This window comes from Enterobacter sp. DSM 30060 (genome assembly GCF_013375955.1).
Lineage (GTDB): Bacteria > Pseudomonadota > Gammaproteobacteria > Enterobacterales > Enterobacteriaceae > Enterobacter > Enterobacter intestinihominis.
In genome coordinates, this window is record NZ_CP056118.1 from 3,966,410 (window position 1) to 3,990,434 (window position 24,025).

The 24,025-nt window shown below is 55.7% G+C and carries 19 protein-coding genes; 7 read left to right on the forward strand and 12 right to left on the reverse strand.

What is annotated here, in order from left to right; all coding sequences use genetic code 11:
• Position 1: 1 nt before the first annotated feature.
• Positions 2-436, reverse strand: a complete 435-nt coding sequence (locus HWQ15_RS19065; RefSeq protein ID WP_176587408.1) for a DMT family transporter — start codon at positions 434-436, stop codon at positions 2-4.
• Between the two features lie 98 nt (positions 437-534).
• On the opposite strand from HWQ15_RS19065, the gene HWQ15_RS19070 reads away from it, so the two are divergent.
• Positions 535-1,467, forward strand: a complete 933-nt coding sequence (locus tag HWQ15_RS19070; RefSeq protein ID WP_063148851.1) for a LysR family transcriptional regulator — start codon at positions 535-537, stop codon at positions 1,465-1,467.
• Between the two features lie 3 nt (positions 1,468-1,470).
• Here the strand turns inward: HWQ15_RS19070 and HWQ15_RS19075 are convergent, their stop codons facing one another.
• Both HWQ15_RS19075 and HWQ15_RS19080 read right to left on the reverse strand, forming a co-directional pair.
• On the reverse strand, positions 1,471-2,499 hold the full coding sequence (locus HWQ15_RS19075; protein WP_003857302.1) for a methionine synthase: 1,029 nt from the start codon (positions 2,497-2,499) through the stop codon (positions 1,471-1,473).
• A 26-nt stretch (positions 2,500-2,525) separates the two neighbouring features.
• Positions 2,526-3,500, reverse strand: coding sequence for a DUF1852 domain-containing protein (locus tag HWQ15_RS19080; RefSeq protein ID WP_063148951.1), 975 nt, complete (start codon positions 3,498-3,500; stop codon positions 2,526-2,528).
• A gap of 168 nt (positions 3,501-3,668) precedes the next feature.
• On the opposite strand from HWQ15_RS19080, the gene HWQ15_RS19085 reads away from it, so the two are divergent.
• A complete protein-coding gene (locus HWQ15_RS19085; RefSeq protein ID WP_022648048.1) occupies positions 3,669-4,208 on the forward strand; it encodes a DUF2058 domain-containing protein in 540 nt (179 codons plus the stop codon).
• 7 nt (positions 4,209-4,215) lie between these two features.
• On the opposite strand, the gene HWQ15_RS19090 is transcribed toward HWQ15_RS19085, so the two are convergent.
• Both HWQ15_RS19090 and azoR read right to left on the reverse strand, forming a co-directional pair.
• A complete protein-coding gene (locus HWQ15_RS19090; protein WP_038416018.1) occupies positions 4,216-4,902 on the reverse strand; it encodes an RluA family pseudouridine synthase in 687 nt (228 codons plus the stop codon).
• Positions 4,903-4,991: 89 nt separating this feature from the next.
• A complete protein-coding gene (gene azoR / locus HWQ15_RS19095) occupies positions 4,992-5,597 on the reverse strand; it encodes an FMN-dependent NADH-azoreductase (protein WP_022648050.1) in 606 nt (201 codons plus the stop codon).
• 203 nt (positions 5,598-5,800) lie between these two features.
• On the opposite strand from azoR, the gene hrpA reads away from it, so the two are divergent.
• On the forward strand, positions 5,801-9,703 hold the full coding sequence (gene hrpA / locus HWQ15_RS19100; protein WP_063148852.1) for an ATP-dependent RNA helicase HrpA: 3,903 nt from the start codon (positions 5,801-5,803) through the stop codon (positions 9,701-9,703).
• An 83-nt stretch (positions 9,704-9,786) separates the two neighbouring features.
• Here hrpA and HWQ15_RS19105 read toward each other — a convergent pair whose 3' ends face one another.
• The 5 genes from HWQ15_RS19105 to HWQ15_RS19125 all read right to left on the reverse strand — a co-directional run bounded on the left by HWQ15_RS19105 (position 9,787) and on the right by HWQ15_RS19125 (position 16,132).
• The gene (locus tag HWQ15_RS19105; RefSeq protein WP_063148853.1) at positions 9,787-10,446 is read right to left on the reverse strand and encodes an O-methyltransferase; all 660 of its coding nucleotides are present in this window, start codon (positions 10,444-10,446) and stop codon (positions 9,787-9,789) included.
• Between the two features lie 74 nt (positions 10,447-10,520).
• Positions 10,521-11,900, reverse strand: a complete 1,380-nt coding sequence (locus tag HWQ15_RS19110; protein WP_063148854.1) for an efflux transporter outer membrane subunit — start codon at positions 11,898-11,900, stop codon at positions 10,521-10,523.
• On the reverse strand, positions 11,897-12,979 hold the full coding sequence (locus tag HWQ15_RS19115; RefSeq protein ID WP_032624299.1) for an HlyD family secretion protein: 1,083 nt from the start codon (positions 12,977-12,979) through the stop codon (positions 11,897-11,899). Before HWQ15_RS19115 ends, HWQ15_RS19110 begins: the two co-directional genes overlap by 4 nt.
• A 22-nt stretch (positions 12,980-13,001) precedes the next feature.
• Positions 13,002-14,654: an MFS transporter gene (locus HWQ15_RS19120; RefSeq protein ID WP_023300055.1), complete on the reverse strand. Its 1,653-nt coding sequence runs from the start codon at positions 14,652-14,654 to the stop codon at positions 13,002-13,004.
• Positions 14,655-14,812: 158 nt separating this feature from the next.
• On the reverse strand, positions 14,813-16,132 hold the full coding sequence (locus HWQ15_RS19125; protein ID WP_063148855.1) for an MFS transporter: 1,320 nt from the start codon (positions 16,130-16,132) through the stop codon (positions 14,813-14,815).
• 391 nt (positions 16,133-16,523) lie between these two features.
• Between HWQ15_RS19125 and HWQ15_RS19130 the strand changes: the two genes are divergently transcribed.
• The 3 genes from HWQ15_RS19130 (at position 16,524) to cybB (ending at position 20,017) form a co-directional block, all read left to right on the forward strand.
• On the forward strand, positions 16,524-17,318 hold the full coding sequence (locus HWQ15_RS19130; RefSeq protein WP_022648057.1) for a YdcF family protein: 795 nt from the start codon (positions 16,524-16,526) through the stop codon (positions 17,316-17,318).
• Between the two features lie 199 nt (positions 17,319-17,517).
• Positions 17,518-18,957: an aldehyde dehydrogenase gene (gene aldA / locus HWQ15_RS19135; RefSeq protein ID WP_063148856.1), complete on the forward strand. Its 1,440-nt coding sequence runs from the start codon at positions 17,518-17,520 to the stop codon at positions 18,955-18,957.
• Positions 18,958-19,486: 529 nt separating this feature from the next.
• Positions 19,487-20,017, forward strand: a complete 531-nt coding sequence (gene cybB, locus HWQ15_RS19140) for a cytochrome b561 (RefSeq protein ID WP_023300059.1) — start codon at positions 19,487-19,489, stop codon at positions 20,015-20,017.
• Positions 20,018-20,059: 42 nt separating this feature from the next.
• On the opposite strand, the gene HWQ15_RS19145 is transcribed toward cybB, so the two are convergent.
• A complete protein-coding gene (locus HWQ15_RS19145; protein ID WP_063215919.1) occupies positions 20,060-21,127 on the reverse strand; it encodes an oxidoreductase in 1,068 nt (355 codons plus the stop codon).
• A gap of 13 nt (positions 21,128-21,140) precedes the next feature.
• Entirely contained in the window at positions 21,141-21,884 is a 744-nt protein-coding gene (locus tag HWQ15_RS19150; RefSeq protein ID WP_022648061.1) for a DeoR/GlpR family DNA-binding transcription regulator, read from the reverse strand.
• A gap of 756 nt (positions 21,885-22,640) precedes the next feature.
• On the opposite strand from HWQ15_RS19150, the gene HWQ15_RS19155 reads away from it, so the two are divergent.
• Entirely contained in the window at positions 22,641-23,954 is a 1,314-nt protein-coding gene (locus HWQ15_RS19155; RefSeq protein ID WP_223862012.1) for a TolC family outer membrane protein, read from the forward strand.
• Positions 23,955-24,025: the final 71 nt, after the last annotated feature.

Here is a 24,025-nt window from a genome sequence, read left to right on the forward strand (position 1 = left end):
GTTACCCCTGCGCCACGAGAATGAGCGCGGTGATGATAAATCCCAGCGCAATAATGCGTTTTGTATCGATCCTGCGGTGCGGCGTACCCAGCAGGCCATAGTGGTCAATAATCAGGCTTTTAAAGACCTGGCCTGCCAGAATGCCGATCATCATCATAGCAATACCGATCGCTGGCGTGGCAATGGTGAGAATGATGACGTAGACCGGGCCGAGCACGCCGCCCAGCAGGTGCCATGACGGCTGCGCAAAAAATGAGGGACTGTTGCGGGGGCTGAAAAACAGCATCAGCAGAAACGTCAGCCCGGTTCCCACGCTAAATATGCTGAACGCCGCCCACAGGTCGCCCACCTCCGCGCCCAGCGGCCCCAGCAGCCCGGCTTCCACGGACAGCCCCATGCCGCCGGCAATCACCAGTAAAATTAAAATAATGTGCATAACGCTTTTTCTCCTTTTTCCAGGCGGAGAAGATTACGTCTGAACATCATTGAGAAAAATGCCATAATGCAGGAAACACCTGTGCAGGAAATGCATTAATGATGGATGCCGGACATATCAGCGTTCGCGCGCTGCTGATCTTCATCGACGTTTATGAAACGCAGAATTTTTCCGTGGTGGCGAGGCGGGAAGGGATTTCTGCGTCGCAGGTTTCCCGCAGGATCCACCAGCTTGAGGACGCCCTCGGGCAACAGCTTTTCTACCGCAACACGCGGGCGATTATGCCCACAGAGAGCGGGCATCTTTTTGTGCGCTATGCCCGGGCGATGGCCGGAAATCTGGAGGATGCGCGACGCGAGCTGGATGAACGCGCCCGCGAGCCGTCGGGCACGCTGCGTATCAATGGCCCGGTCTTTTTCGGACAACGGCACATCGCGCCGGGCCTGCCGGGGCTTCTGGCGCGTTATCCTCGTCTCTCCATTGAACTGACCCTCACCGACGATTTTATCGATCCGCACCGCGACGCCGCGGACGTTATCTTCCGCATCGGCGCGCTGACGGACTCCTCGTTTCACGCCCGGGTGTTCGGTCAGCAGTTCTACCATCTGGCGGCCTCGCCGGACTATCTGCAAAAACATGGCGCACCCGAGGGGCCGGACGATCTCAGCCGTCACCACTGTCTGATTTACCGCGGTTCGTCCGGGCCTAACCGCTGGCTGATCCGGCAGTCGGGCGAGGCGTGGGTTCACTATCCCATCGTACCGCTGATGACTTCCAATAACGCGGAAACGCTCCTGATTGCGGCGCTGGGCGGCATGGGCGTTGTGCTATTCCCGGACTGGATGGTGAGCGAACGGCTCAAAAGCGGTGAGCTGGTGGCACTGCTGCCGGAAATGGAGTGTTCTATTAATACGGAGCCACTGACGATTGCGGCGATTTACCCGAACGCGCGTCATCCGCCCCTGAACGTCAGGGCGGTGATTGACTACTATATTGAGCGGTTCGGTACGCCGCTGTACTGGCAAACCTGAAGGTTAGCGGGCAAGCTCGCGACGGATAATGTCAGCCCCGGCGCTTAATGCCTTCAGCTTACCGTTGGCGACCTGGCGGGAAAGGGGAGCCATGCCGCAGTTGGTGGACGGATAGAGCTTGTCTGCATCAACAAACTGCAACGCCTTGCGTAGCGTATCGGCAACCTCTTCCGGCGTTTCGATGGTCTGGGTGGCAACATCAATTGCCCCGACCATCACTTTTTTACCGCGGATCAGCTCCAGCAGATCCATCGGCACGCGCGAGTTGTGGCACTCCAGCGAGATGATATCGATCTTTGAGGTCTGCAACTTAGGAAACGCCTCTTCATACTGGCGCCACTCGGAGCCGAGCGTTTTTTTCCAGTCCGTATTGGCTTTGATGCCGTACCCGTAGCAGATATGTACTGCGGTTTCGCATTTCAGCCCTTCAATGGCGCGCTCCAGCGCGGCGATGCCCCAGTCATTCACTTCGTCGAAAAAGACGTTAAAAGCAGGTTCGTCGAACTGAATAATGTCAACGCCGGCCGCTTCCAGCTCGCGGGCTTCCTGATTGAGAATTTTAGCGAACTCCCAGGCCAGCTTTTCGCGGCTTTTATAGTGAGCATCGTATAGCGTGTCGATCATGGTCATCGGGCCAGGCAGCGCCCACTTGATCGGCTTATCCGTCAGCTGGCGAAGGTATTTCGCGTCGTCTACAAACACCGGTTTCTGGCGCGCCACCGCGTCTACCACGGTCGGCACGCTCGCATCGTAACGGTTACGGATCCGCACCGTCTGACGATTTTCAAAATCCACGCCGCTGAGATGTTCAATAAAGGTGGTGACGAAATGCTGGCGGGTTTGTTCCCCGTCGCTGACGATATCAATCCCGGCGCGAATCTGTTCATCCAGAGACAAACGCAGCGCATCCTGTTTCCCTGCCAGTAATTCCTCGTCCTGGAGTTTCCACGGCGACCAGAGCGTTTCCGGCTGCGCAAGCCAGGTGGGTTTCGGCAGGCTACCAGCCGTCGATGTCGGGAGCAATGTTTTCATAAGAAGAACCTTTTATTCGTATTAAATTAAAGCGTGAAGTGATGAGACCAATGCTCAAGAAGGGTTTTATAGGGTTTGATGAACCGCTCTTCGGTATATTTACCCTGTTCAATGGCCAGCCGGCTGCGCTCTTCACGGTCATAGACGATTTTTGTTAATGAGTGATCCTGCTGATTCAGGTCGGGCTGATAGCACTGTCCCGCAGCGGAATTGGCATTGTAAATTTCTGGTCGATAGATCTTCTGGAACGTCTCCATGGTGCTGATGGTGCCGATCAGTTCCAGATTGGTGTAATCACGCAGTAAATCGCCGGTGAAGAAGAAGGCAAATGGCGCGACGCTGTTTTCCGGCATGAAATAGCGAACCTTGAGGCCCATCTTCGCGAAGTACTGTTCCGTTAGCGACTCGCCGTCCGGCTGATACTCATACCCCAGCACCGGGTGGTGGTTACCGGTACGACGATAGGTGTCTTTGCTCGAGACGCTCAGGCAGATCACCGGCGCTTTTTTAAAGTTCGCCTGATATTCCGCAGAATGAATGAAGCTTTTAAAGATATTGCCGTGCAGCTCGCCAAAATTCTCGGGGAGGGTAAAACGGGGCTGATCTTTATTATGCTCCAGCAGCAGGACGCTGAAATCATAGTCACGAACATAGGATGAGAAGTTATTCCCGACGATGCCTTCGATGCGCTCGTGGGTCTTTTTATCCACGATCGTCGTTTGCAGAATTTCGATGGCCGGGAAAGTAAAATCGCCGCCGATATTCATATCGACTGAAATAATCTCCAGCTCGACGGCATAGCGGTCGGATTTTGGGTTATCCCAGCTCGCCAGCGCGTTAAAGCGGTTGTTGATCATCATCAGCGTATTGCGCAGGTTCTCCTGACGCTTCTCGCCACGCGCCAGGTTGGCGAAGTTGGTGGTGGTACGCGTGTTTTCTGACGGGTTATAATTTTCATCAAAGCAACTGCGCTTAAGGGTAAATGTGAAAGCCTGACTCATTTGGTTATGCATCCTAAGTTCATGTTGCCTAAACGTTATCAATGCATAATTTATGCCTGAGCCACTGGCGCAGGGGAAGTGACTTAATTTCACTGCGTCATGAGGGTTCTTCATGAACTGCGCGATTCAGGTATAATCCCCCGACATTTCCAACCGGTTTAAACGATCATGACAAAACTCACCCTACAAGAGCAGATGCTGAAAGCGGGCTTAGTCAGCAGTAAAAAGATGGCGAAGGTTCAGCGCACGGCGAAAAAATCCCGCGTCCAGGCTCGCGAGGCGAGAGAGGCTGTTGAAGAGAACAAGAAAGCCCAGCTGGAGCGTGATAAGCAGCTGAGCGAACAGCAAAAACAGGCGGTGCTGGCAAAAGAGTTCAGGGCGCAGGTGAAGCAGCTGATTGAGATGAACCGCATCACCGTGGCGAAGGGCAACATTACCTTTAACTTTACCGATGGCAGCCTGATCAAAAAAATCGACGTCGATAAGCAGACGCAAACCCAGCTGATCAACGGTCGTCTGGCGATTGCCCGACTGGTGATTAACGCGAATGGCGACTGTGATTACGCGATTATCCCGGCGGTGGTGGCGGATAAAATTGCCCAGCGCGATGCGGACAGCATTGTGCTAAACAGCGCGCTGAGTCAGGAAGAGCAGGACGAAGACGATCCGTACGCAGACTTCAAAATCCCTGACGATTTAATGTGGTAAACCTCGTTCAGAATGGCGCGGCGTGACGGGCATTCATGGTCTCGCCGCTCAGCGGATGCATAAAACTCAGAACGCTTGCATGCAGCATCAGCCGGGGCGTTTCTTCCGCCCCCGGCCATTCCAGACCCCCATACAGATCGCACCCCAAAATAGGGTGGCCTAACTGCTGGCAGTGAATGCGCAGCTGGTGGGTGCGCCCGGTCTCCGGGGTAAGCTCAACCCGCGTCAACGGCATTGTCGTATCCTGGTAAATACGTTCCATCACCCGATAGCGGGAGCGAGCGGGCTTACCGGTGCGGGCACAGATCGTCATCAGCGGAAACAGCGCCGGATCTTTGGCAATCGGGGCATCCACGGTCCCTTCGTCCTGTTCCACATGTCCGCACAACAGGGCGGTGTAAACCTTGGTCACGGCGCGCTGGCTGAACTGGTGGCAAAGCGCGGCGTTAATCGCTTTGTTACGTGCAATCACCATCAGGCCCGAAGTGCCAAAATCAAGACGATGCACCAGCGTGCAGCCGGGAAAGGTTTGCACCAGACGGTGGTGGACGGAATCGCGGTTTTGCGGATTTTTCCCGGACAGGCTGAGCAGACCTGAGGGTTTGTTGATCAGCAGCAGATGCTCGTCCTGCCAGAGGATCTCAATGTCGTCGTGACAGGGTGGTGCAATAAACGTATCGATTATGACAGACATCAGGCCGCCGGGCTGGAGAGTGGGTGCGGATGATAACGAAATACGGGGGAAAGAAAAACCCTCCCACCGGGCGGTGAGAGGGGGAAAATTTAGGCTGCGACCAGGCTGTCGATAGCGGCTTTCGCGTCGGTCTGCGCTTTGGTGGCTACTTCCGGGCCGTAAGCGATACCTTCAGCGAACACGAAGTTCACGTCGGTAATGCCGATGAAGCCCAGGAACAGCGTCATGTACGGTGCGACCAGATCGGTAGGGGTATCTTTGTGAATACCGCCGCGGCTGGTCAGGACGATAGCGCGTTTACCTTTCACCAGACCTTCCGGGCCGTTCTCGGTGTAACGGAAGGTTACGCCAGCGCGCGCCACCAGGTCGAAGTAGTTCTTCAGCTGCGTAGGAATGTTGAAGTTATACATTGGGGCGTTGATCACGATAACGTCGTGGGCCTGCAACTCAGCAATCAGCTCGTCGGAGAGCGCCAGGGCTTCCTGCTGACGTGGGGTGAGAGGCGCATCGCTCGGACGCAGCGCGCCAACCAGCTCGCCGTCCAGCACAGGAATCGGGTTTGCTGCCAGGTCACGCACGGTGATTTCATCCGCGCTGTGCTGTTCACGCCACTGTTCAACGAAATAGTCTGCCAGCTGACCAGACTGTGAATACCCTGCAAGAATACTGGATTTCAACACTAATACTTTGCTCATGGGAATTTCCTGTTTTGTATTTGATTGAGGGGGGTGCCCCGTTGCTTGTTGACACTTTATTCACAATCCCGCCACAGGGATAGCGCAATATATCGAAGCCTATGTTCGAATTTTTTGAATAAGGCGCGAAAAGCACTGATGTGGTACTCTATAGCAATCATTAAAAAGAGATTTTATCCGGCAGTGCACTGCCCGTTAACGCTATGACAGAACAACAGAAATTATCCTTCCCGGTGCTGATGCAACAGCTTGATTCGCTGATGCTGCGCGATAAACAGCGGTTTGCGCGCCGTCTGCACGGTGTTAAGAAGGTTAAAAATCCTGATGCACAACAGGCCATTTACCAGGAGATGGCCAAAGAGATTGAACAGGCGGCAGGGAAAGTTGTGCTGCGTGAAGCCGCACGCCCGGAGATTACCTATCCGGAAAACCTGCCCGTCAGCCAGAAAAAACAGGACATTCTTGAGGCCGTGCGCGACCACCAGGTGGTGATCGTCGCGGGGGAAACCGGTTCAGGTAAAACCACTCAGCTGCCGAAGATCTGCATGGAATTAGGCCGCGGGGTGAAAGGGTTGATCGGTCACACCCAGCCGCGTCGTCTGGCGGCGCGCACCGTGGCGAACCGTATTGCCGACGAGCTGCAAACGGAGCCGGGCGGCTGCATCGGCTACAAGGTGCGATTCAGCGACCACGTCAGCGATAACACCATGGTTAAGCTGATGACCGACGGTATCCTGCTGGCGGAAATCCAGCAGGATCGTCTGCTGATGCAGTACGACACTATCATCATCGATGAAGCGCACGAGCGCAGCCTGAACATCGACTTCCTGCTCGGCTACCTGAAAGAGCTGCTGCCCCGGCGTCCGGATCTGAAAATCATCATCACCTCCGCGACCATCGACCCGGAGCGCTTCTCAAAACATTTCAACAATGCGCCGATCATTGAAGTCTCAGGCCGAACCTACCCGGTTGAAGTGCGCTATCGCCCGATTGTAGAAGAGGCGGACGATACCGAGCGCGACCAGCTTCAGGCCATCTTCGATGCCGTCGACGAGCTGGGCACCGAGAGTTCTGGCGACATTCTGATCTTCATGAGCGGCGAGCGTGAGATCCGCGATACCGCCGATGCGCTCAGCAAGCGCGATCTGCGCCATACCGAGATCCTGCCGCTGTACGCGCGCCTGTCCAACAGCGAGCAGAACCGCGTGTTCCAGCCGCACAGCGGGCGCCGCATCGTGCTGGCGACCAACGTGGCCGAAACCTCGCTGACCGTACCGGGCATTAAATACGTGATCGACCCGGGTACGGCGCGCATCAGCCGCTACAGCTACAGAACCAAAGTTCAGCGTCTGCCGATCGAGCCGGTTTCGCAGGCGTCAGCTAATCAGCGTAAGGGCCGCTGCGGCCGCGTGTCGGAAGGGATCTGTATTCGTCTCTATTCGGAAGACGATTTCCTGTCGCGCCCGGAGTTTACCGATCCGGAGATCCTGCGAACCAACCTGGCATCCGTTATCCTGCAAATGACCGCGCTGGGGCTGGGCGATATCGCCGCCTTCCCGTTTGTGGAAGCGCCGGATAAGCGCAATATTCAGGACGGGGTGCGGCTGCTGGAAGAGCTGGGTGCCATTACCACCGACGAGCAGGCGACGGCCTACAAGCTAACGCCGTTGGGCCGCCAGCTTAGTCAACTGCCGGTCGACCCGCGTCTGGCGCGCATGGTGCTGGAGGCGCAAAAACACGGCTGCGTGCGCGAGGCGATGATCATCACCTCGGCGCTCTCCATTCAGGATCCGCGCGAGCGTCCGATGGACAAACAGCAGGCGTCGGATGAAAAACACCGTCGCTTCCACGATAAAGAGTCCGATTTCCTCGCATTCGTAAACCTGTGGAACTACCTCGGCGAGCAGCAAAAAGCGCTCTCTTCGAATCAGTTCCGCCGTCAGTGCCGGGTGGATTTCCTCAACTACCTGCGCGTGCGCGAGTGGCAGGATATCTACACCCAACTGCGCCAGGTGGTGAAAGAGCTGGGCATCCCGGTGAACAGTGAACCGGCGGAGTACCGCGAAATTCATATTGCCCTGTTGACCGGCCTGCTGTCCCATATCGGGATGAAGGATGCGGATAAACAGGAATTTACCGGCGCACGCAACGCGCGTTTCTCCATCTTCCCGGGCTCCGGTTTGTTCAAGAAGCCGCCGAAGTGGACCATGGTCGCCGAGCTGGTGGAAACCAGCCGTCTGTGGGGGCGTATCGCCGCGCGTATCGATCCAGAGTGGGTTGAGCCGGTGGCGCAGCACCTGCTGAAACGCTCGTACAGTGAGCCGCACTGGGAGCGCGGGCAGGGCGCGGTGATGGCGACGGAAAAAGTCACCGTTTACGGCCTGCCGGTGGTTGCAGCGCGTAAGGTTAACTACAGCCAGATTGACCCGGCGCTGAGTCGCGAGCTGTTTATCCGCCATGCGCTGGTGGAAGGCGACTGGCAGACGCGCCATGCGTTCTTCCGCGAAAACCTCAAGCTGCGTGCCGAGGTGGAAGAGCTTGAACACAAGTCCCGCCGCCGCGACATTCTGGTGGACGACGAGACGCTGTTTGAGTTTTACGACCAGCGCATCAGCCACGATGTGATCTCGGCGCGCCATTTCGACAGCTGGTGGAAGAAAGCCAGCAAAGAGACCCCGGACCTGCTCAACTTTGAAAAGAGCATGCTGATCAAAGAGGGCGCGGAGTCGGTCAGCAAGCTCGACTACCCGAACTTCTGGCATCAGGGCAACCTCAAGCTGCGTCTGACCTATCAGTTTGAGCCGGGCGCGGATGCCGATGGCGTGACGGTGCACATTCCGCTGCCGCTGTTAAACCAGGTGGATGAGAGCGGGTTTGAGTGGCAAATTCCCGGCCTGCGCCGCGAGCTTGTCATTGCATTAATCAAATCCCTGCCTAAACCAGTGCGGCGCAACTTTGTACCGGCGCCGAACTACGCCGAAGCGTTTTTAGGCCGCGTCACGCCGCTGGAACTGCCGCTGCTGGACGCACTGGAGCGTGAGTTCCGACGCATGACCGGGACCACCATTGACCGCGACGACTGGAACTGGGATCAGGTGCCCGATCACCTGAAAATCACATTCCGCGTAGTGGACGATAAAAACAAAAAGCTGCTCGAAGGCCGTTCTCTGACGGAGCTGAAAGAAGCGCTGAAAGGTAAAGTCCAGGAGACGCTCTCTGCGGTGGCCGATGACGGTATTGAGCAGAGCGGGCTGCACATCTGGAGCTTTGGTCAGCTTCCGGAAAGCTATGAGCAGAAGCGCGGGAACTACAAGGTGAAAGCCTGGCCCGCGCTGGTGGATGAGCGCGACAGCGTGGCGATTAAGCTCTTTGACAATCCGCAGGAGCAACAGCAGATGATGTGGCGCGGGCTGCGTCGCCTGCTGCTGCTTAACATCCCGTCGCCGATTAAGTATCTGCACGAGAAGCTGCCGAACAAAGCCAAGCTGGGGCTCTACTTTAACCCGTACGGTAAGGTGCTGGATCTGATCGACGACTGCATCTCCTGCGGTGTGGACAAACTGATCCACGAGGCGGGCGGTCCGGTCTGGACGGAAGAGGGCTTTGCTCAGCTTCATGAAAAGGTGCGCGCGGAGCTGAACGATACCGTGGTAGAGATTGCGAAACAGGTCGAGCAGATCCTCACCGCCGTGTTCAATATCAACAAGCGCCTGAAGGGGCGGGTGGATATGACCATGGCCCTGGGTCTGTCGGACGTGAAGGCGCAGATGGCGGGGCTGGTGTATCGCGGCTTTGTCACCGGCAACGGCTTTAAGCGTCTGGGTGATACGCTGCGTTATTTGCAGGCGATTGAGAAGCGTCTGGAGAAAATGGCGGTCGATCCGCATCGCGATCGAGCGCAGATGCTGAAAGTCGAAAACGTGCAGCAGGCGTGGCAGCAGTGGCTCAACAAACTGCCGCCAGCGCGTCGCGATGATGACGATGTGCGGGAGATCCGCTGGATGATCGAGGAGCTGCGCGTCAGCTTCTTCGCCCAGCAGCTCGGTACGCCGTATCCCATTTCGGATAAGCGTATCTTGCAGGCGATGGAGCAGATCTCCGGCTAAAACCATTGCCCGGTGGCGCTACGCTTACCGGGCCTACGGGAGAACATGTAGGCCGGGTAAGGCGTAGCCGCCACCCGGCTTTTTTATCGTTCCACCATCGCTAGCGTAAACCCATCCCACCCCTTAACGCCCACTGTTTGCAGCGCGGTGGCGGTTAAGCGTGGGTTATCTCCAGTCATCTCGATAAACTTCCGTACCCCCTGCACGCGTGCATCGTCGCTTTGCCCGTTAACCACCTCGCCGTCGCGCACCACGTTATCGCCGATTATGACCGTGCCGGGACGGGAGTAGTGCAGCGCCCACTCCAGGTAGCCGGGATTGTTTGGCTTATCGGCATCAATAAAGATCAGGTCAAAGGGCGGGACGTCACCGAAATTCTCGAGCGACTTTAGCGCCGGGCCTGTAATCAGTTCGATACGATCGCCGAGTCCCGCAAGGTGAATGTTCTGGCGTGCAACAGCGGCATGTTTCGGGTCCGCTTCTAGCGTAATCAGCTTTCCGTCCGGCGGTAGGGCGCGCGCCATCCAGATTGAGCTATATGCACCAAGCGTACCGATCTCCAGAATGCGGCGGGCCTGCGTCATGCGGACAAACAGCGCCAGCAGTTGCCCCTGATTTGCGGCAACGTCGTGCTCGGGTAATCCGGCGCGTTTGTTGTTTTCAAGGACGTTCTGGAGAACTTCATCTTCAGGAATAAGCGACGAAATCATGTAATTATCTACTGAACACCACTGCTGTTGCATAGATTGACTCCTTGGGGGTATCGCCAGAGGCGAAATGTAGACCGGGTAAGGCGTAGCCGCCACCCGGCATGTTTTCACGCACTGACCCAACCGCCGCCCAGCGCTTTATACAAATCAATTTGCGCCAGCAGCAGGTTGTTTTTCACCTGTACCACGCTGGTCTGCACCGAGAACAGCGTGCGCTGTGCATCGAGCACATCCAGATAAGAAGAGTACCCGTTGCGGTAGCGGTTTTGCGCTATCCGCAGCGTCTCCTGCGCGACCGCCTGCTGAGCCAGCAGCTCGTTAAGCTGTTCCTGATAACGGGTGATGGCATCAAGGCTGTCATTCACCTCGGCAAACGCATTACGTACGGTTTTTTCGTAGCTGTACAACGCCTGATTACGCTGAGACTGGGAGATATCCACCTGTGCATTCAGCGTCTGTCGGTTCAGCAGCGGCGCAAGAATACTGCCGCCCACGCTCCAGAGCTGGAGGGGGTTATCCAGCAATCCCGACAGCGTGCGATCCTGCACCGATCCTGTGGCCGTGAGGTTGATCGACGGCAGCAGGCTGGCGCGCGATGCCGCCAGCGTCGCGTCCGCCGCAATCAGCTGACGTTCAGCCTGGACGATATCCGGACGTCGGTTCAGTAACGTCGACGGCAACTGGGAGGGCAGTTTCAGCGGCGTCAGGGCATCAAAGCTTTCACCGCGCGCAACGTCACCCGGGTTGCTGCCCAGCAGCAGGCTAAGCGCATTCTCCTGCTGCGCAATCTGGTGCTGAAGCAGTGGAACCTGAGCGCGGGTGGCGCGCAGCTCAGAATCCGATTGCATCAGCTCAAGGCGAGAGCTGTATCCCGTCTCAAACTGTCGTTTAGCAAGATTGAACGCCTCTTCACGCGATTTCAGCGTGGACTGGGTAACGCGAAGCTGTTCATCCAGCGACAGGAGAGTGACGTACCCGGAGGCCACCGACGATGCGACCGTGAGATCTGCCGCCGCGGCCGCCGCCTTTTGTGCCTCCAGCGACGCTTCGGCGGCACGGGAGGTGCTGCGGTTTACCCCCCAGATATCCACGTCGTAGCTGGCGGTCAGGCTGCCTTTGTACAACGTACCGTATACCGGAAGGCCTGTGGCGGCGGACTGCGAGCGCGCGCGCGTCCCGGTCACGCCCGCGTCAAGCGACGGGAACAGGCTGCCGTCGGCAGCGTACACCCGGGCCTGATACTCGTTAATCCGCTCGCGGGCAATCAGCACGTCGCTGTTGTTCTTCAGCGCCTGATCCACATAGCGGTTCAGATTGCTGTCGTGGAAATTGCGCCACCAGAGCTGTTCTGTCGGGCTGGTTGGCCCCGACGTCGCGCGCCACTGGGCCGGGATGTGCAGGGACGATTTGGCGGGCTCAACGTCAACCGACTGGCAACCCGCAAGGATAGCCATCATCAGCAGGCCGGCTATCGGGCGAAGCGTCATTGTTTCGCCTCCCGCGTGTCGATGGTGACCTGCACCGACATGCCAGGGCGCAGCAGCCGGTACGCCTCCGGCTCACCGAGTACCTCAATGCGTACCGGGATGCGCTGGGCGATTTTAACAAAGTTGCCCGTGGCGTTATCCGGGGTGATAGCGCTGAACTCGACGCCTGTGGCCGGGGATATGCTCTCCACGCGGCCCTGATAGGCTTTATCGTTTAACGCATCGACGGTGAATTTCACTGGCTGTCCGACGCGTAAATTCGCCAGCTGCGTCTCTTTGATATTGGCGATCACCCAGTGCTGCGGCGGGACCAGCGTGGTAAGGTGCGTCCCGGCGGTGACGTACGCTCCCAGACGCACCGCAATCTGCCCGAGCTGACCGTCACGCGGCGCGACAATGCGGGTGTTTTGCAGATCGATCTGCGCAAGCTCCAGCGCGGCTTTCGCATTTTCAACGTCCGCTTCCAGCGAAGCGCGATTGACGATAACCGTTTGTAGATCCTGGCGCGACATCTCAAGCGTTGCTTTCGCCTGGTCGATATCGGCGCTCCCCTGGGCGGCACTGGCCAGCGCCGCATCGCGCTCGCGAATGGACAGGGAGCCGTCTGCGGTCAGATCCTTCACGCGTTTCAGATCCGCCTGGGTTTTCAGACTTTGGGCACGGGCGTTTTTCAGTGCCGCTTCGTTTTTGGCAATCACCGCTTCCGCGCTTTTACGCTGTTGCAGGTTGTTGTTCAGCGCAGCAATTTTCATTGCCAGCTGCGCCTCGGCCTGATGGACGCGCTGGCGATAGATCCGGTCATCAATCTGCAACAGCAGGTCGCCTTTTTTAACCTGCACAAAATCCTGAACATGGACCTCAGTAATGTAGCCGTTGACTTGCGGACTGATGAACGTGGTCTGGCCGCGCACGTAGGCGTTATCAGTAAACTGGGTATGACGCGTGAACGGGGGCAACTGCCAGGCATAAAGGATCACCAGCACCCCGACAATGCCGATAGCCGCGGCGGTGAAAATGGAAACGACGCGTACATTTTTGCGGGTGTTGGCCTGCTCTTTGGCGGCATCCTGCTGACTCATAACTTCTCCTGAAAAATAGTCATTACTTATTGCCAGTGGCGTTCTTAAGGGCCATACGGGCGGTGATGCGCAGGCGCAGCAAGCGCCATAAAATCCAGACCAGCGTGGCTGTGGCAATGCTCGCCGTCAGGAGATAAGTATCGTTGTAAGCCAGAATGTTTGCCTCAAGCGTCGTCACCGTCTGAAGCTGAATAATGGCCTGGGTTCCCAACAGGGAACTGTCGCCAACCAGGCTTTTATACATCTGGGTGTAAAGCTGAATGCGTTCGTTCACCAGCGGGTTGAGGGTGGTGAGCTGGTCAGCCAGCAGGCTGGAATGGTACTTCTCGCGCCAGGTCTGGAAGGTACCAAGGATTGCAGAACCCAGCAGGCCACCAAGGTTCTGACTCATGCCAAACATTACGGAAAAGCTGACCAGATTGCGTGGTTCGGCGATCACCCCGCCAATGGCGGCCAGCATCGCAGGGGCGAGGAAGAAAGCGCTGCCGAAACCAAGCAGGAACTGGCTGAACATCAGCTGATCCGGCCGGGTCAGGTTGTTGGACTGGCTGTCCAGCAGCGAAGCAACAATCATCAGCGCCAGCGAGGTGATAATCGGCCAGGCCAGCTTAGTGGGTTTGATCGTCAGACAGCTGGTGACGATACCGCAGACGATTCCGGCGAAAATAGACCACGCCAGATGGGTCATCTGTTCATTCTGTAGGCCCGCATATTGCAGCCAGCCGATGACGCCGGTGTTCTGTTCCGCCAGTACGATGCGGATCAGCAGCATAATCAACCCCAGGCGTACGATGCTGCCGCTGGACAGCCAGCGGGTATTGAGCAGCGGGTTGCTGCGGTTATGTTCAAAGACGATTGCACAGACAATTAGCACCAGCGAGAGAGCCAACGCCCAGCCGATCCACGGTGTTTCAAACCACCATTCCAGACGCCCTAGCGACAGAACCGCGCACAACAGCGCCATACCGGGCGCAAGCAAAAAGAAGGTGATGAAATCTTTCTTCTCGAAAACTTTGCGTCGATCGCCCGGGGGCAGTTTCAGCACCATCACGCAGGCCAGTGAGATCAGGGCCAAACCCAGCTCGAAGAAGTACAGCCCACGCCACTCATCAAGCTGCAACAGCTCGGTGGAGAACAGCCGCGCCAGCGGTATCGCCAGCGACGAACCGGTAATGCCGATGGTCAGCGCCTTCAGTCGGTGCTTCGCGGGCCAGGCCTGTATCTGGTAATAAATGCCGAGCGAGCTGAGCGCGGCGGCGACCATCCCGTGTGCCGCACGTACCATCAGCGCCGAGCTGAGATCGTTCACAAACAGGTGGAAAAAGGTGACCAGCACATACAGCACCAGGAAGCCTTCCGTAAACGCGCGCAAACCGTACTGCTGGCGAAACTTTACCAGCAGCAGGTTGATAGAGACGTTAGTCATGACATAGACGGCAGGCAGCCAGGCGATTTCAGTCGACCAGGCGCCGAAGGTGCCTTGCAGATTTTGCAGATTGGCGGTGACGACCGCGTTACCCAGCGCCCCGGTCAGACACACCAGCAGGCCGACCACGCCATAGGCGATCCGTTTCGACGTTGGATGTTCCGGGGTGGAAGGGGAACCCAGCAGAGCGGGTTTCTCGTGTGGCTGCCACTCGCGAGGAGCATAAGGATCGCGTTGGGGCAGGCGCATAACGGGGTTTACCTTTAAAAATGTTGAATTGTGAGCGGGCTAATGATTCTACGGCTGACGCAAATCATAATTCAAGTGAATACGAATATTGTATGTTAATCAAATGTAGAGGGAATGATGAAGAAAAAGTGCGGCTCGCGAACGGAGCCGCAATAATATTATCGCTGTTCCGGCTGCGCCTGAAGGTGGCGTTCACGGTTGATGCGGCTGGCACAAAAAATTGCAATGAGGGAGATAGCGACCGTCACGCCCAGATACCAGGCCACGGGTACCCAGTTGCCGTCGTATTTCGCCAGCAGTCCGGTAGCTATTAGCGGTGCCGTTCCGCCCGCCAGCGCGGCCCCAAGTTGATAACCCAGCGTGATACCGGTGTAGCGAACGTTGGCACTGAAAATTTCAGAGCAGAGCGTGCCGAGAACCGCCGTCACCGGTGCCCACAGTACGCCAAAAGCGATAACGGTCGCGAGCACAATTCCCCAGGTGGTACCGGTATTCAGCAGCATAAACCAGGGCACGATAAACAGGCCGAGCACGAAGACACTGACGGCGTATATACGCTGGCGGCCAACCCTGTCGGAGAGCAGACCCATCAGCGGGATCATGATAGTGGCGACCAGTGCGCCAAGAGTTACTGCCTCCAGCGCCTGGGATTTCTGATAGGTCAGGGTGGTAGTGGCGTAGCTCACCACAAACGTGGAGAAAATATAGAACGGTGCTGTCTCCACAACCTTAAGCCCGGCGGCAATTAGCACTTCACGCCAGTGGTGTTTTATGGTGTCGCGCAGCGGAGCTTTCGCAACCTGGCCGGATTTTTTCACTTTCTGGAAATCAGGCGTTTCGTCAATATCTTTCCGGATCCAAAGCCCCAATATTACCAGCACGGAACTGAGCAGGAACGGAATGCGCCAGCCCCAGGAGAGAAAATCCTCTTCGCTGAACAGCGTCATTAGCGAGACGATAAATGTCGCCATCAACATGCCGATGGTAACGCCCGCCTGCGGAATACTGCCGAAGAAGCCTTTGCGTTTTTCTGGAGCATACTCATAAGCCAGCAGCAGCGCGCCACCCCATTCACCGCCGATACCCATCCCCTGAATAATACGCATCAGGATCAGCAACGCGGGCGCCCACATCCCGATCATGTCGTAGGTGGGCAGCAGGCCAATCATCACGGTTGCACCTCCCATCAATGAAAGGGTGAGGACAAGCGTTTTTTTGCGACCGATACGATCCCCGATATGTGCAAAGAGAACGCCGCCAATGGGGCGAATAAAAAAGGTCAACGAGAAGGAGAGATAGGAGAGGATCAGCCCGATTACCGGGTCGACCATCGGAAAGAAAATCTTGTTAAACACCAGCGCGGCAGCGGTGCCATAGAGAAAATAATCAAACCATTCAATAGAACTTCCCGTAAGACTGGCAATTAATACCTTTTTGTTTTTCCGTAATACCGTTGCCGTGCTCTCATGTTGTGTCATGACTCAAAACTCCGCCACGTGGATGATAATAGAGGTGTTACCTGGCGCGCTTCAGGTGCAACCTGTCGGTGTGTAATGGTTGTGAAATTGTTAAGCAACTTAGGGTTGGATGTTACGTTTGGCAAGTCAGCCAGAACTAAAACGGGTCAGATCACGATGGATTAAGCAGCAACTGGTGCTTTTTCAGCACGCTGTTGTGGCAGGATGTGTTGAAGGGCAGATAATCAAAAGCACAAACCCAGGGTGCAACCCAATTGTTTTTGGATGTTTCTGGTTATTTCATCAAAATGACAAATATGCAGCGTAATGAGCACCTCGGCTTTCAGAGTGATCTCCTTTTCACCCCCGTTGTGTGAAGTACTCTAAAGATTAATGCTGTAAGGAGGTAACGATGACAATGGCACTTTTCCCCTGTCTGCCTGGCACAACACTCGACGCCGTGAATACCGTTGGGGCGTGGCTTGCTCAGGACGACTATCAGGACAACCAGCCCGTTGATCTGGTGATTCTGGCGGGTAACGCGGTGATCCCCGCGATTGATGCTGCCTGTAAAATCGCGGCTGAACAGGGGGTTCCTCTGATCATTAGCGGCGGGATCGGTCACTCGACGACCTTCCTCTACGCCGCGATTGCTAAGCACCCCCGCTATAACAGGATACCCACCACCGGGCGGGCTGAGGCGGCTATTCTGGCCGACATCGCCCGTGAATTCTGGAACATTCCGGCTGAGCATCTTCACGTTGAGGATCAGTCGACCAACTGTGGCGAAAACGCCCGCTTCAGCCGGGCGTTGATGAAACAGTCCGGACTGAACGCCGCCCGGGTGCTGGTAGTGCAGGACCCGACGATGCAGCGTCGCACAATGGCTACGTTTGCCCGCGTTTGCCGCGACGAGGCTGCATCGCCCGCATGGATGAGTCATCCCGGCCTGACGCCCGTGCTGCAAAACAGTGACGACGGTCTGGCGTTCAGCGGCCCGGTCGAGGGGTTATGGCCGGTAGAACGTTACCTGTCGCTGGTGCTGGGTGAATTTCCGCGACTCAGGGACGACATCAACGGCTACGGTCCGGCGGGACGTGATTTCATTGCCCATGTCGATATCCCTGCCGACGTGGACGCCGCGTGGCAGATCCTGCGAAACGACGTCATTCTCACCGACGCGCTGGTGAGCCGTTCTCTGCTGTAATGCTCTTGCCCGTTTGCGCCATCTTTTACGCAAACGGGCAGCCTTTGTTGCCGATTTGTGATTTTTGAAACGGGCTGACCCGTTTCTTTTATGAGATATCTCACAAAAACAGACTCATAGAGTAGGCAATTGCCCCGGTAATTATAGTTTTTAACATTAAGTTTACTTGTTAAAAACAGTGTGATTACAGGAGCAGGTTATGACAGTACCCGTACAACATCCTATGTATATTGATGGACAGTTTGTTGCCTGGCAGGGTGATGCCTGGATTGACGTGATCAATCCGTCCACGGAAGAGGTCATTTCCCGTATTCCCGACGGCACCGCCGAGGACGCCCGCAAGGCCATTGACGCGGCAGAGCGCGCGCAGGCTGGCTGGGAGGCGCTGCCTGCCATTGAACGCGCCAGCTGGCTACGCAAAATTTCCGCCGGGATCCGCGAGCGCGTCAGCGAAATCAGCGCGCTGATTGTGGCCGAAGGGGGCAAGATCCAGCAGCTGGCGGAAGTGGAAGTTAACTTTACAGCTGACTATATCGACTATATGGCCGAGTGGGCGCGCCGTTATGAAGGGGAAATCATTCAGAGCGACCGTCCGGGCGAGAATATTCTGGTGTTTAAGCGCGCCCTTGGCGTCACCACCGGCATTCTGCCGTGGAACTTTCCCTTCTTCCTGATTGCCCGTAAGCTCGCTCCTGCGCTAATCACCGGCAACACCATCGTTATCAAACCGAGCGAATTTACCCCAAACAACGCCATTGCGTTTGCCAAAATCGTCGACGAGATTGGCCTGCCGAAAGGCGTCTTCAACCTGGTGCTGGGCCGCGGTGAAACCGTCGGACAGGAGCTGGCCGGGAACCCGAAAGTGGCGATGGTCAGCATGACCGGCAGCGTCGGGGCGGGTGAAAAGATCATGGCTGCGGCTGCGAAAAACATCACCAAAGTGGGGCTGGAGCTGGGTGGTAAAGCCCCGGCCATCGTGATGGACGATGCCGACCTCGAGCTGGCCGTGAAGGCCATTGTGGATTCACGCGTCATCAATACCGGACAGGTGTGTAACTGCGCGGAACGTGTCTATGTTCAGAAGGGGATCTACGACCGCTTTGTGAATCGTCTGGGCGAGGCAATGAAAGCCGTCCAGTTTGGCAATCCGGCTGAACGAACGGATATCGGCATGGGGCCACTGATCAACGCCGCCGCGCTGGAGCGTGTGGAGCAGAAGGTGGCGCGCGCGGTGCAGGAAGGGGCTAAAGTGGTCCTTGGCGGTAAAGCGGCAGAGGGCAAAGGGTATTTTTATCCCCCAACGCTGCTGCTGGACGTACATCAGGACATGGCCATCATGCACGAAGAGACCTTTGGCCCGGTGTTGCCGGTGGTGGCTTTCGACACCCTGGAAGAGGCCCTGAAAATGGCCAACGACAGCGACTACGGTTTAACCTCGTCTGTATATACGCAGGATCTGAATGTCGCCATGAAAGCCATTAAAGGGCTTAAGTTCGGCGAGACCTACATTAACCGTGAAAACTTTGAAGCGATGCAGGGCTTCCATGCGGGCTGGCGGAAATCCGGGATCGGCGGGGCGGATGGCAAACACGGGCTGAATGAGTATTTGCAGACGCAGGTAGTCTATTTACAGTCGTAATCTGGAGCCCCCTCCATGCGAGATAATGTGTGCACGGAGCAGTTCCCTCGCCCCTTTGGGGAGAGGGTTAGGGTGAGGGGAACATACGCCTCTGGTGGTCATTCCGTTCACTTTAGGTTCCTTGCTACTCTGTAACAAAATGACCGGTGAACGTGCCAGGGTGGCTCAGTCGCCACCACCCTGGCGACCCGGGCTCCCGGCGGTAAATCGCCGCTTCGCGGTCCCTTCGGCTTATTCCTTCCGGCTTATCGGGGACGGGCGGAGGTAACATCCCTGTAAAGCCCGCCCTCTCGGCGCATCCCTGCGCCCTCTCGGCGCATCCCTGCGCCTCGCCCCGGCCGGAAGGCAAACGCCTCAGCGATTTACAGCCGGACCTGGGCATCGCTGTAATCCCTCCGTTATTCTGAAGGCACGTTAATGCTTCTGATTTCAAATAACTGGGAATACTCGGCCCTCCGTAAAAGGGGGTTCACATTTTCAGGAAAGGTGGTTATGTTGGCGCGATAACTGTTATTTATCGGGAAACAACATGCGCACAAAATATACGGGTCTGCAAATCAGCATTCACTGGCTGGTTTTTCTGTTAGTGATTATGGCCTATTGCGCCATGGAATTCAGAGGTTGGTTCCCGCGAACCGATCGTCCGCTTATTAATATGATCCACGTTTCCTGCGGGATTAGCATCCTGGTGCTGATGGTGGCGCGCCTGCTTATCCGCCTGAAATTCCCGGCTCCGCCCATTCAACCGAAACCAAAAGCGATGATCACCGGGCTGTCCCATCTGGGGCATCTGGTTATCTACCTGCTGTTTATTGCGCTGCCGCTGATCGGCATGGTGATGATGTATAACCGGGGAAATGACTGGTTTGCGTTTGGCCTGACGATGCCGCATGCGGCGGAGGGGAATTTTGACCTGGTGGATACGCTAAAAGCGTGGCACGTAACGCTGGCGAATCTGGGGTATTTTGTGATTGGTTTGCACGCCTTTGCCGCGCTGATGCATCACTATTTCTGGAAAGACAATACGCTGCTGCGCATGATGCCGAAAAAGCGTCAGTGACCGATAATGCCCTGCCAACCAGCAGGGCATTTTTTTTGCGGCTTATTGCAGTTGCGCGCGCTCCTGCGCCGTTAAGTCCAGTTCCTGAGTTGTACCCGTTTCTGAAGATTTTACCGCCGCTTCCAGCACCGCCATCACCGCCAGGGCTTCCACCGGATGGACCGGATTGTCAATCTTGCCGTTCAGGGCATCGCGCACGTTTATATAGTACTGCCGCTGGTCGCCTTTTGGCGCAGGGATAGCGCTGGCTTCACCCTGGGCATTAAACAGCACCATAGCGTCGCTGTCCTCCCCCCAGCTTTCGCTACCCGGAATGACGCCTGCCAGAAGCTGGGCTTCCTGCTGATCGATGCGCACTTTCACCACGCTGGCCTTATCGCCGTGGACGGTAAAGCGGGCAACGCCGCCTGCCACCAGCATGCTGCAATGGAGGACCACTTTGTGTTCAGGATAGTTCAGCACCACGTGCGCCCAGTCGTTAATTTCCGCACCGTCACGCAGGGTGGCGATGTTGCCCTGTACCGACAGCGGCAGACCAAAAAGCTGTAGCGTCTGGTCAATCATGTGCGGGCCTAAGTCGAACCACAGGCCACTGCCGGGAACATTTTGCTCTCTCCAGCGCACGCGAACCTCCGGGCGGAAACGATCGATATGCGATTCAAAGTGTTTTACCTTGCCGATACTGCCTTGCTCAATCACCTGCTTAATGCCGAGAAAATCGCTGTCCCAGCGGCGGTTATGGAAGACAGAGAGCAGGCGTTGTTTTTCTTGCGTAAGCGCAATCAAATCCCGCGCTTCCTGCATATTGAGCGTAAACGGCTTATCCACCACTACGTGCTTGCCGGCGTTGAGCGCCAGGGTGGCCAGCGGCGCATGGGTCGCGTTAGGGGAGGCGATAACCACCAGGTCGATATCCGGGTGCTGAATAGCCTCTTCAGGGGTGGCAACAACGAGGACATTCGGCAGATCGCGTTTGACCTTTTCTTCATCCCGGGATGAGACCACCGCCAGCTTCAGGCCGTCGACGGACTGGATCAGCGGGGCATGAAACGTCTTACCCACAAAACCATACCCGATCAGCGCAATATTCATTGTCTTCACTTTATTCATGACCTTCTCCACGTTAATGCGCGCAAACGGTAACCTGCACGGCGCTATGGTCCCCGAGCTCTGCCCAGGGACGATCTAAAAACAGTTGATGAATCTGGGATAACCCTGAAACCAGATAAGGTTCGCACTGGTTGAGTTTCAGATGATCGGCGACTACCCAGTGCGCCTGGCTTGCGGCCAGCATGGCACGCTTCACCTCGGCATCAGCCTCCTGACTGGCGCTCAATCCGAGCTCGGCATGAATGGCGCATGCGCCAAGGATGGCGATATCCGCCCGGTAGCGAGAGAGCAGCGAAAGGGTGGCGCTTCCGGCAAACAGGCGCTGTTTCTGATCCCACTTTCCACCAAGCAGGATCAGATCGATATCTTCCCGATCGCTAACCTGCTGGGCGATATCAAGAGAAGGGGTGATGATGGTCAGCGGTCCCTGCAGGAAAGAGGCAACGGCCAGAAGTGTGCTTCCGGCGTCCAGAAAAAGCGTCGAGCCCGCAGGTACGCACTGCGCAACCTGTTTACCCAGCCGCTGCTTGATTTCAGGCAGTAAGGTATTCCTGCTAACTCGGTTCATCGTCGAGAGATTCAGCGCGATGGCGCCGCCATGGTTTTTTTGCGCCAGTCCCTGTTTTTCCAGATCGGTCAGATCGCGACGGATGGTATCCGCCGAAACCTGCAACTTTTCTGCCAGCTCAGTGATGCTGGCCTGGCCTTGTTCAGTAATAATTTCAAGTACATATTTCTGTCTGGCGGTTTTATGCATGGGTGCAGTATCCTGCAAAATGTCGCAATACTATGCAGTTTACAGCATTTTACAGGAAAGGGAATCGTAACAGGAGGGGGATGTTGTCCAAAAACAGTTTAATAAGGTGAATATTGAATTAGCATTAATCAGTCATCAAAAACATGTATGTATCGTTTAGACCTGATGTTAACGCTATGTTTTACATAGAAATTTGGTTAAAGCTACCGAATAAGGAGTTCGAATAAGAATATAAAACCAGATTATAAATATAAATTGGTGCTTATATCTATTAGATATTCTTTTTAAAGTAAAATAATTTAATATTAATCAGCGAATGACTTAAATTGACAGTTCTTTGAAAATCTTTGTGTCTGATTCGAGATGAAATAAACGCAAAAATGTACATCAAGGTGTTTCAGAATTTTCCTTAAATTACAGAGGGTTTATATGTTTCAGCGTAAACGCATCTAATAGCCATTTGTCCAGAAACCCCATCTTTTTTCTTATTTGTAACACCGCATTAACATTACAGATGTGGTCGCTCATATCACATTTTGTTATGCTGCGAATCAATAAATATTTAAGTAAATTCTTAAAAGAAAAAAAGAGATTGAACGGCTCTCATCTCAATTGAAATGGGTGTGGTCGACTATTGGCGGAATTTATCAAACAGGAGTGGGGCAAATAGGGTGAATTATTTGTACCTCTTCCTGGTAATTATTAAGCCATCACCTGAAGTCCGGGGGTATTATAAAGATGAAATGCAATAACAGGATGCTCAGATTATCTGCTTCCCTGACCTTAATTTCACTGGTGGTGACTGCGGCTCATGCAACTAACGGTCTGGTAGGGATATCTCCCGTTGCGGCAATGACGATGAAAGAAAGTATTCTTTTCGCTCTTGACCGCGACCCGTCGGTGAGTCAGCAGGCTGCACAGCTGGGGATTGGCCAGGCACAAATAGACGAAGCGCGTAGTGGCTGGATGCCACAAATAGCCCTGAACGGGAGTACGGGTCACAGCCAGACCACCGATTCGAGCGGCTCGTTGCGAAATTCCGCAGCCTGGGGGCTGAGCCTGACGCAGCTTGTGTACGATTTTGGCAAGACCAATAACAGCATCAGCCAGTCTTCAGCTCAGCGTGACAGCTATCGCTACCAACTGATGAGCACGATGTCTGCCGTCGCGGAAAAAACGGCCCTCAGCTATGTGGAAGTGAAACGCTACAGCGATCTGCTACAGGCGGCAACAGAGAACGTGCAGGCGCTTAAAAACGTTGAGCAGCTGGCAAAACTCCGCGCCGATGCAGGCGTAAGCTCCACCTCTGATGAGCTTCAGACCCGCACCCGTATTGCCGGAATGCAGGCGACGGTAGAGCAGTACAATGCGTCCCTGAACAGCGCCCGCGCGCGGCTGGCGGTATTGACTGGCATACAGACTGAACGCTATTCACCGGTTCCGGGAGGTCTGGCCGTGGAGCCGGATTCTCTCAATCGGATTGATTATTCACTGATCCCAACGGTGATGGCCGCGCAGAACATGGAGCGATCAGCCCAGTACGGCGTAGAAACCGCGAAGTCTCAGCACTGGCCAACCTTAAGCCTGAAAGGGGGCCGCACCCGGTACGAGTCTGATAATCGCGCGTACTGGGATGATCAGATCCAGCTCAATATTGATGCACCGCTTTATCAGGGCGGCGCGGTCTCGGCGCGCGTCCGTCAGGCCGAGGGCGCAAGGGCAATGGCATCGTCTCAGGTCGATCAGGCCCGTTTTGATGTCCTGCAAAAAGCCTCCGTCGCACAGGCCGACTGGACCGGGGCGCAAGGACGTATGGAGGCCGGAAAACGTCAGCTGGAAAATGCGTTGCGCGCCCGCGACGTCTACAAAAATGAATATACCCTGAGCAAGCGCAGCATTAACGATCTGCTCAGCGTGGAGCAGGATGTCTGGTCTGCCACCTCAGCGAAAATAATGGCTGAATACGATGGCTGGAGCGCGGCGATTAATTACGCCTCCGCGGTGGATAATCTCATGCCGCTTATCGGAATAGAGAAAAACGCTGCCGCGAAATTACCTGATTTGAGTTAAAAAAGGCGCGCCTTTCTGCGCGAAATAAGTCAGACAATAATGGGTGGTTTTTCCCAGGGATAGTTACATCC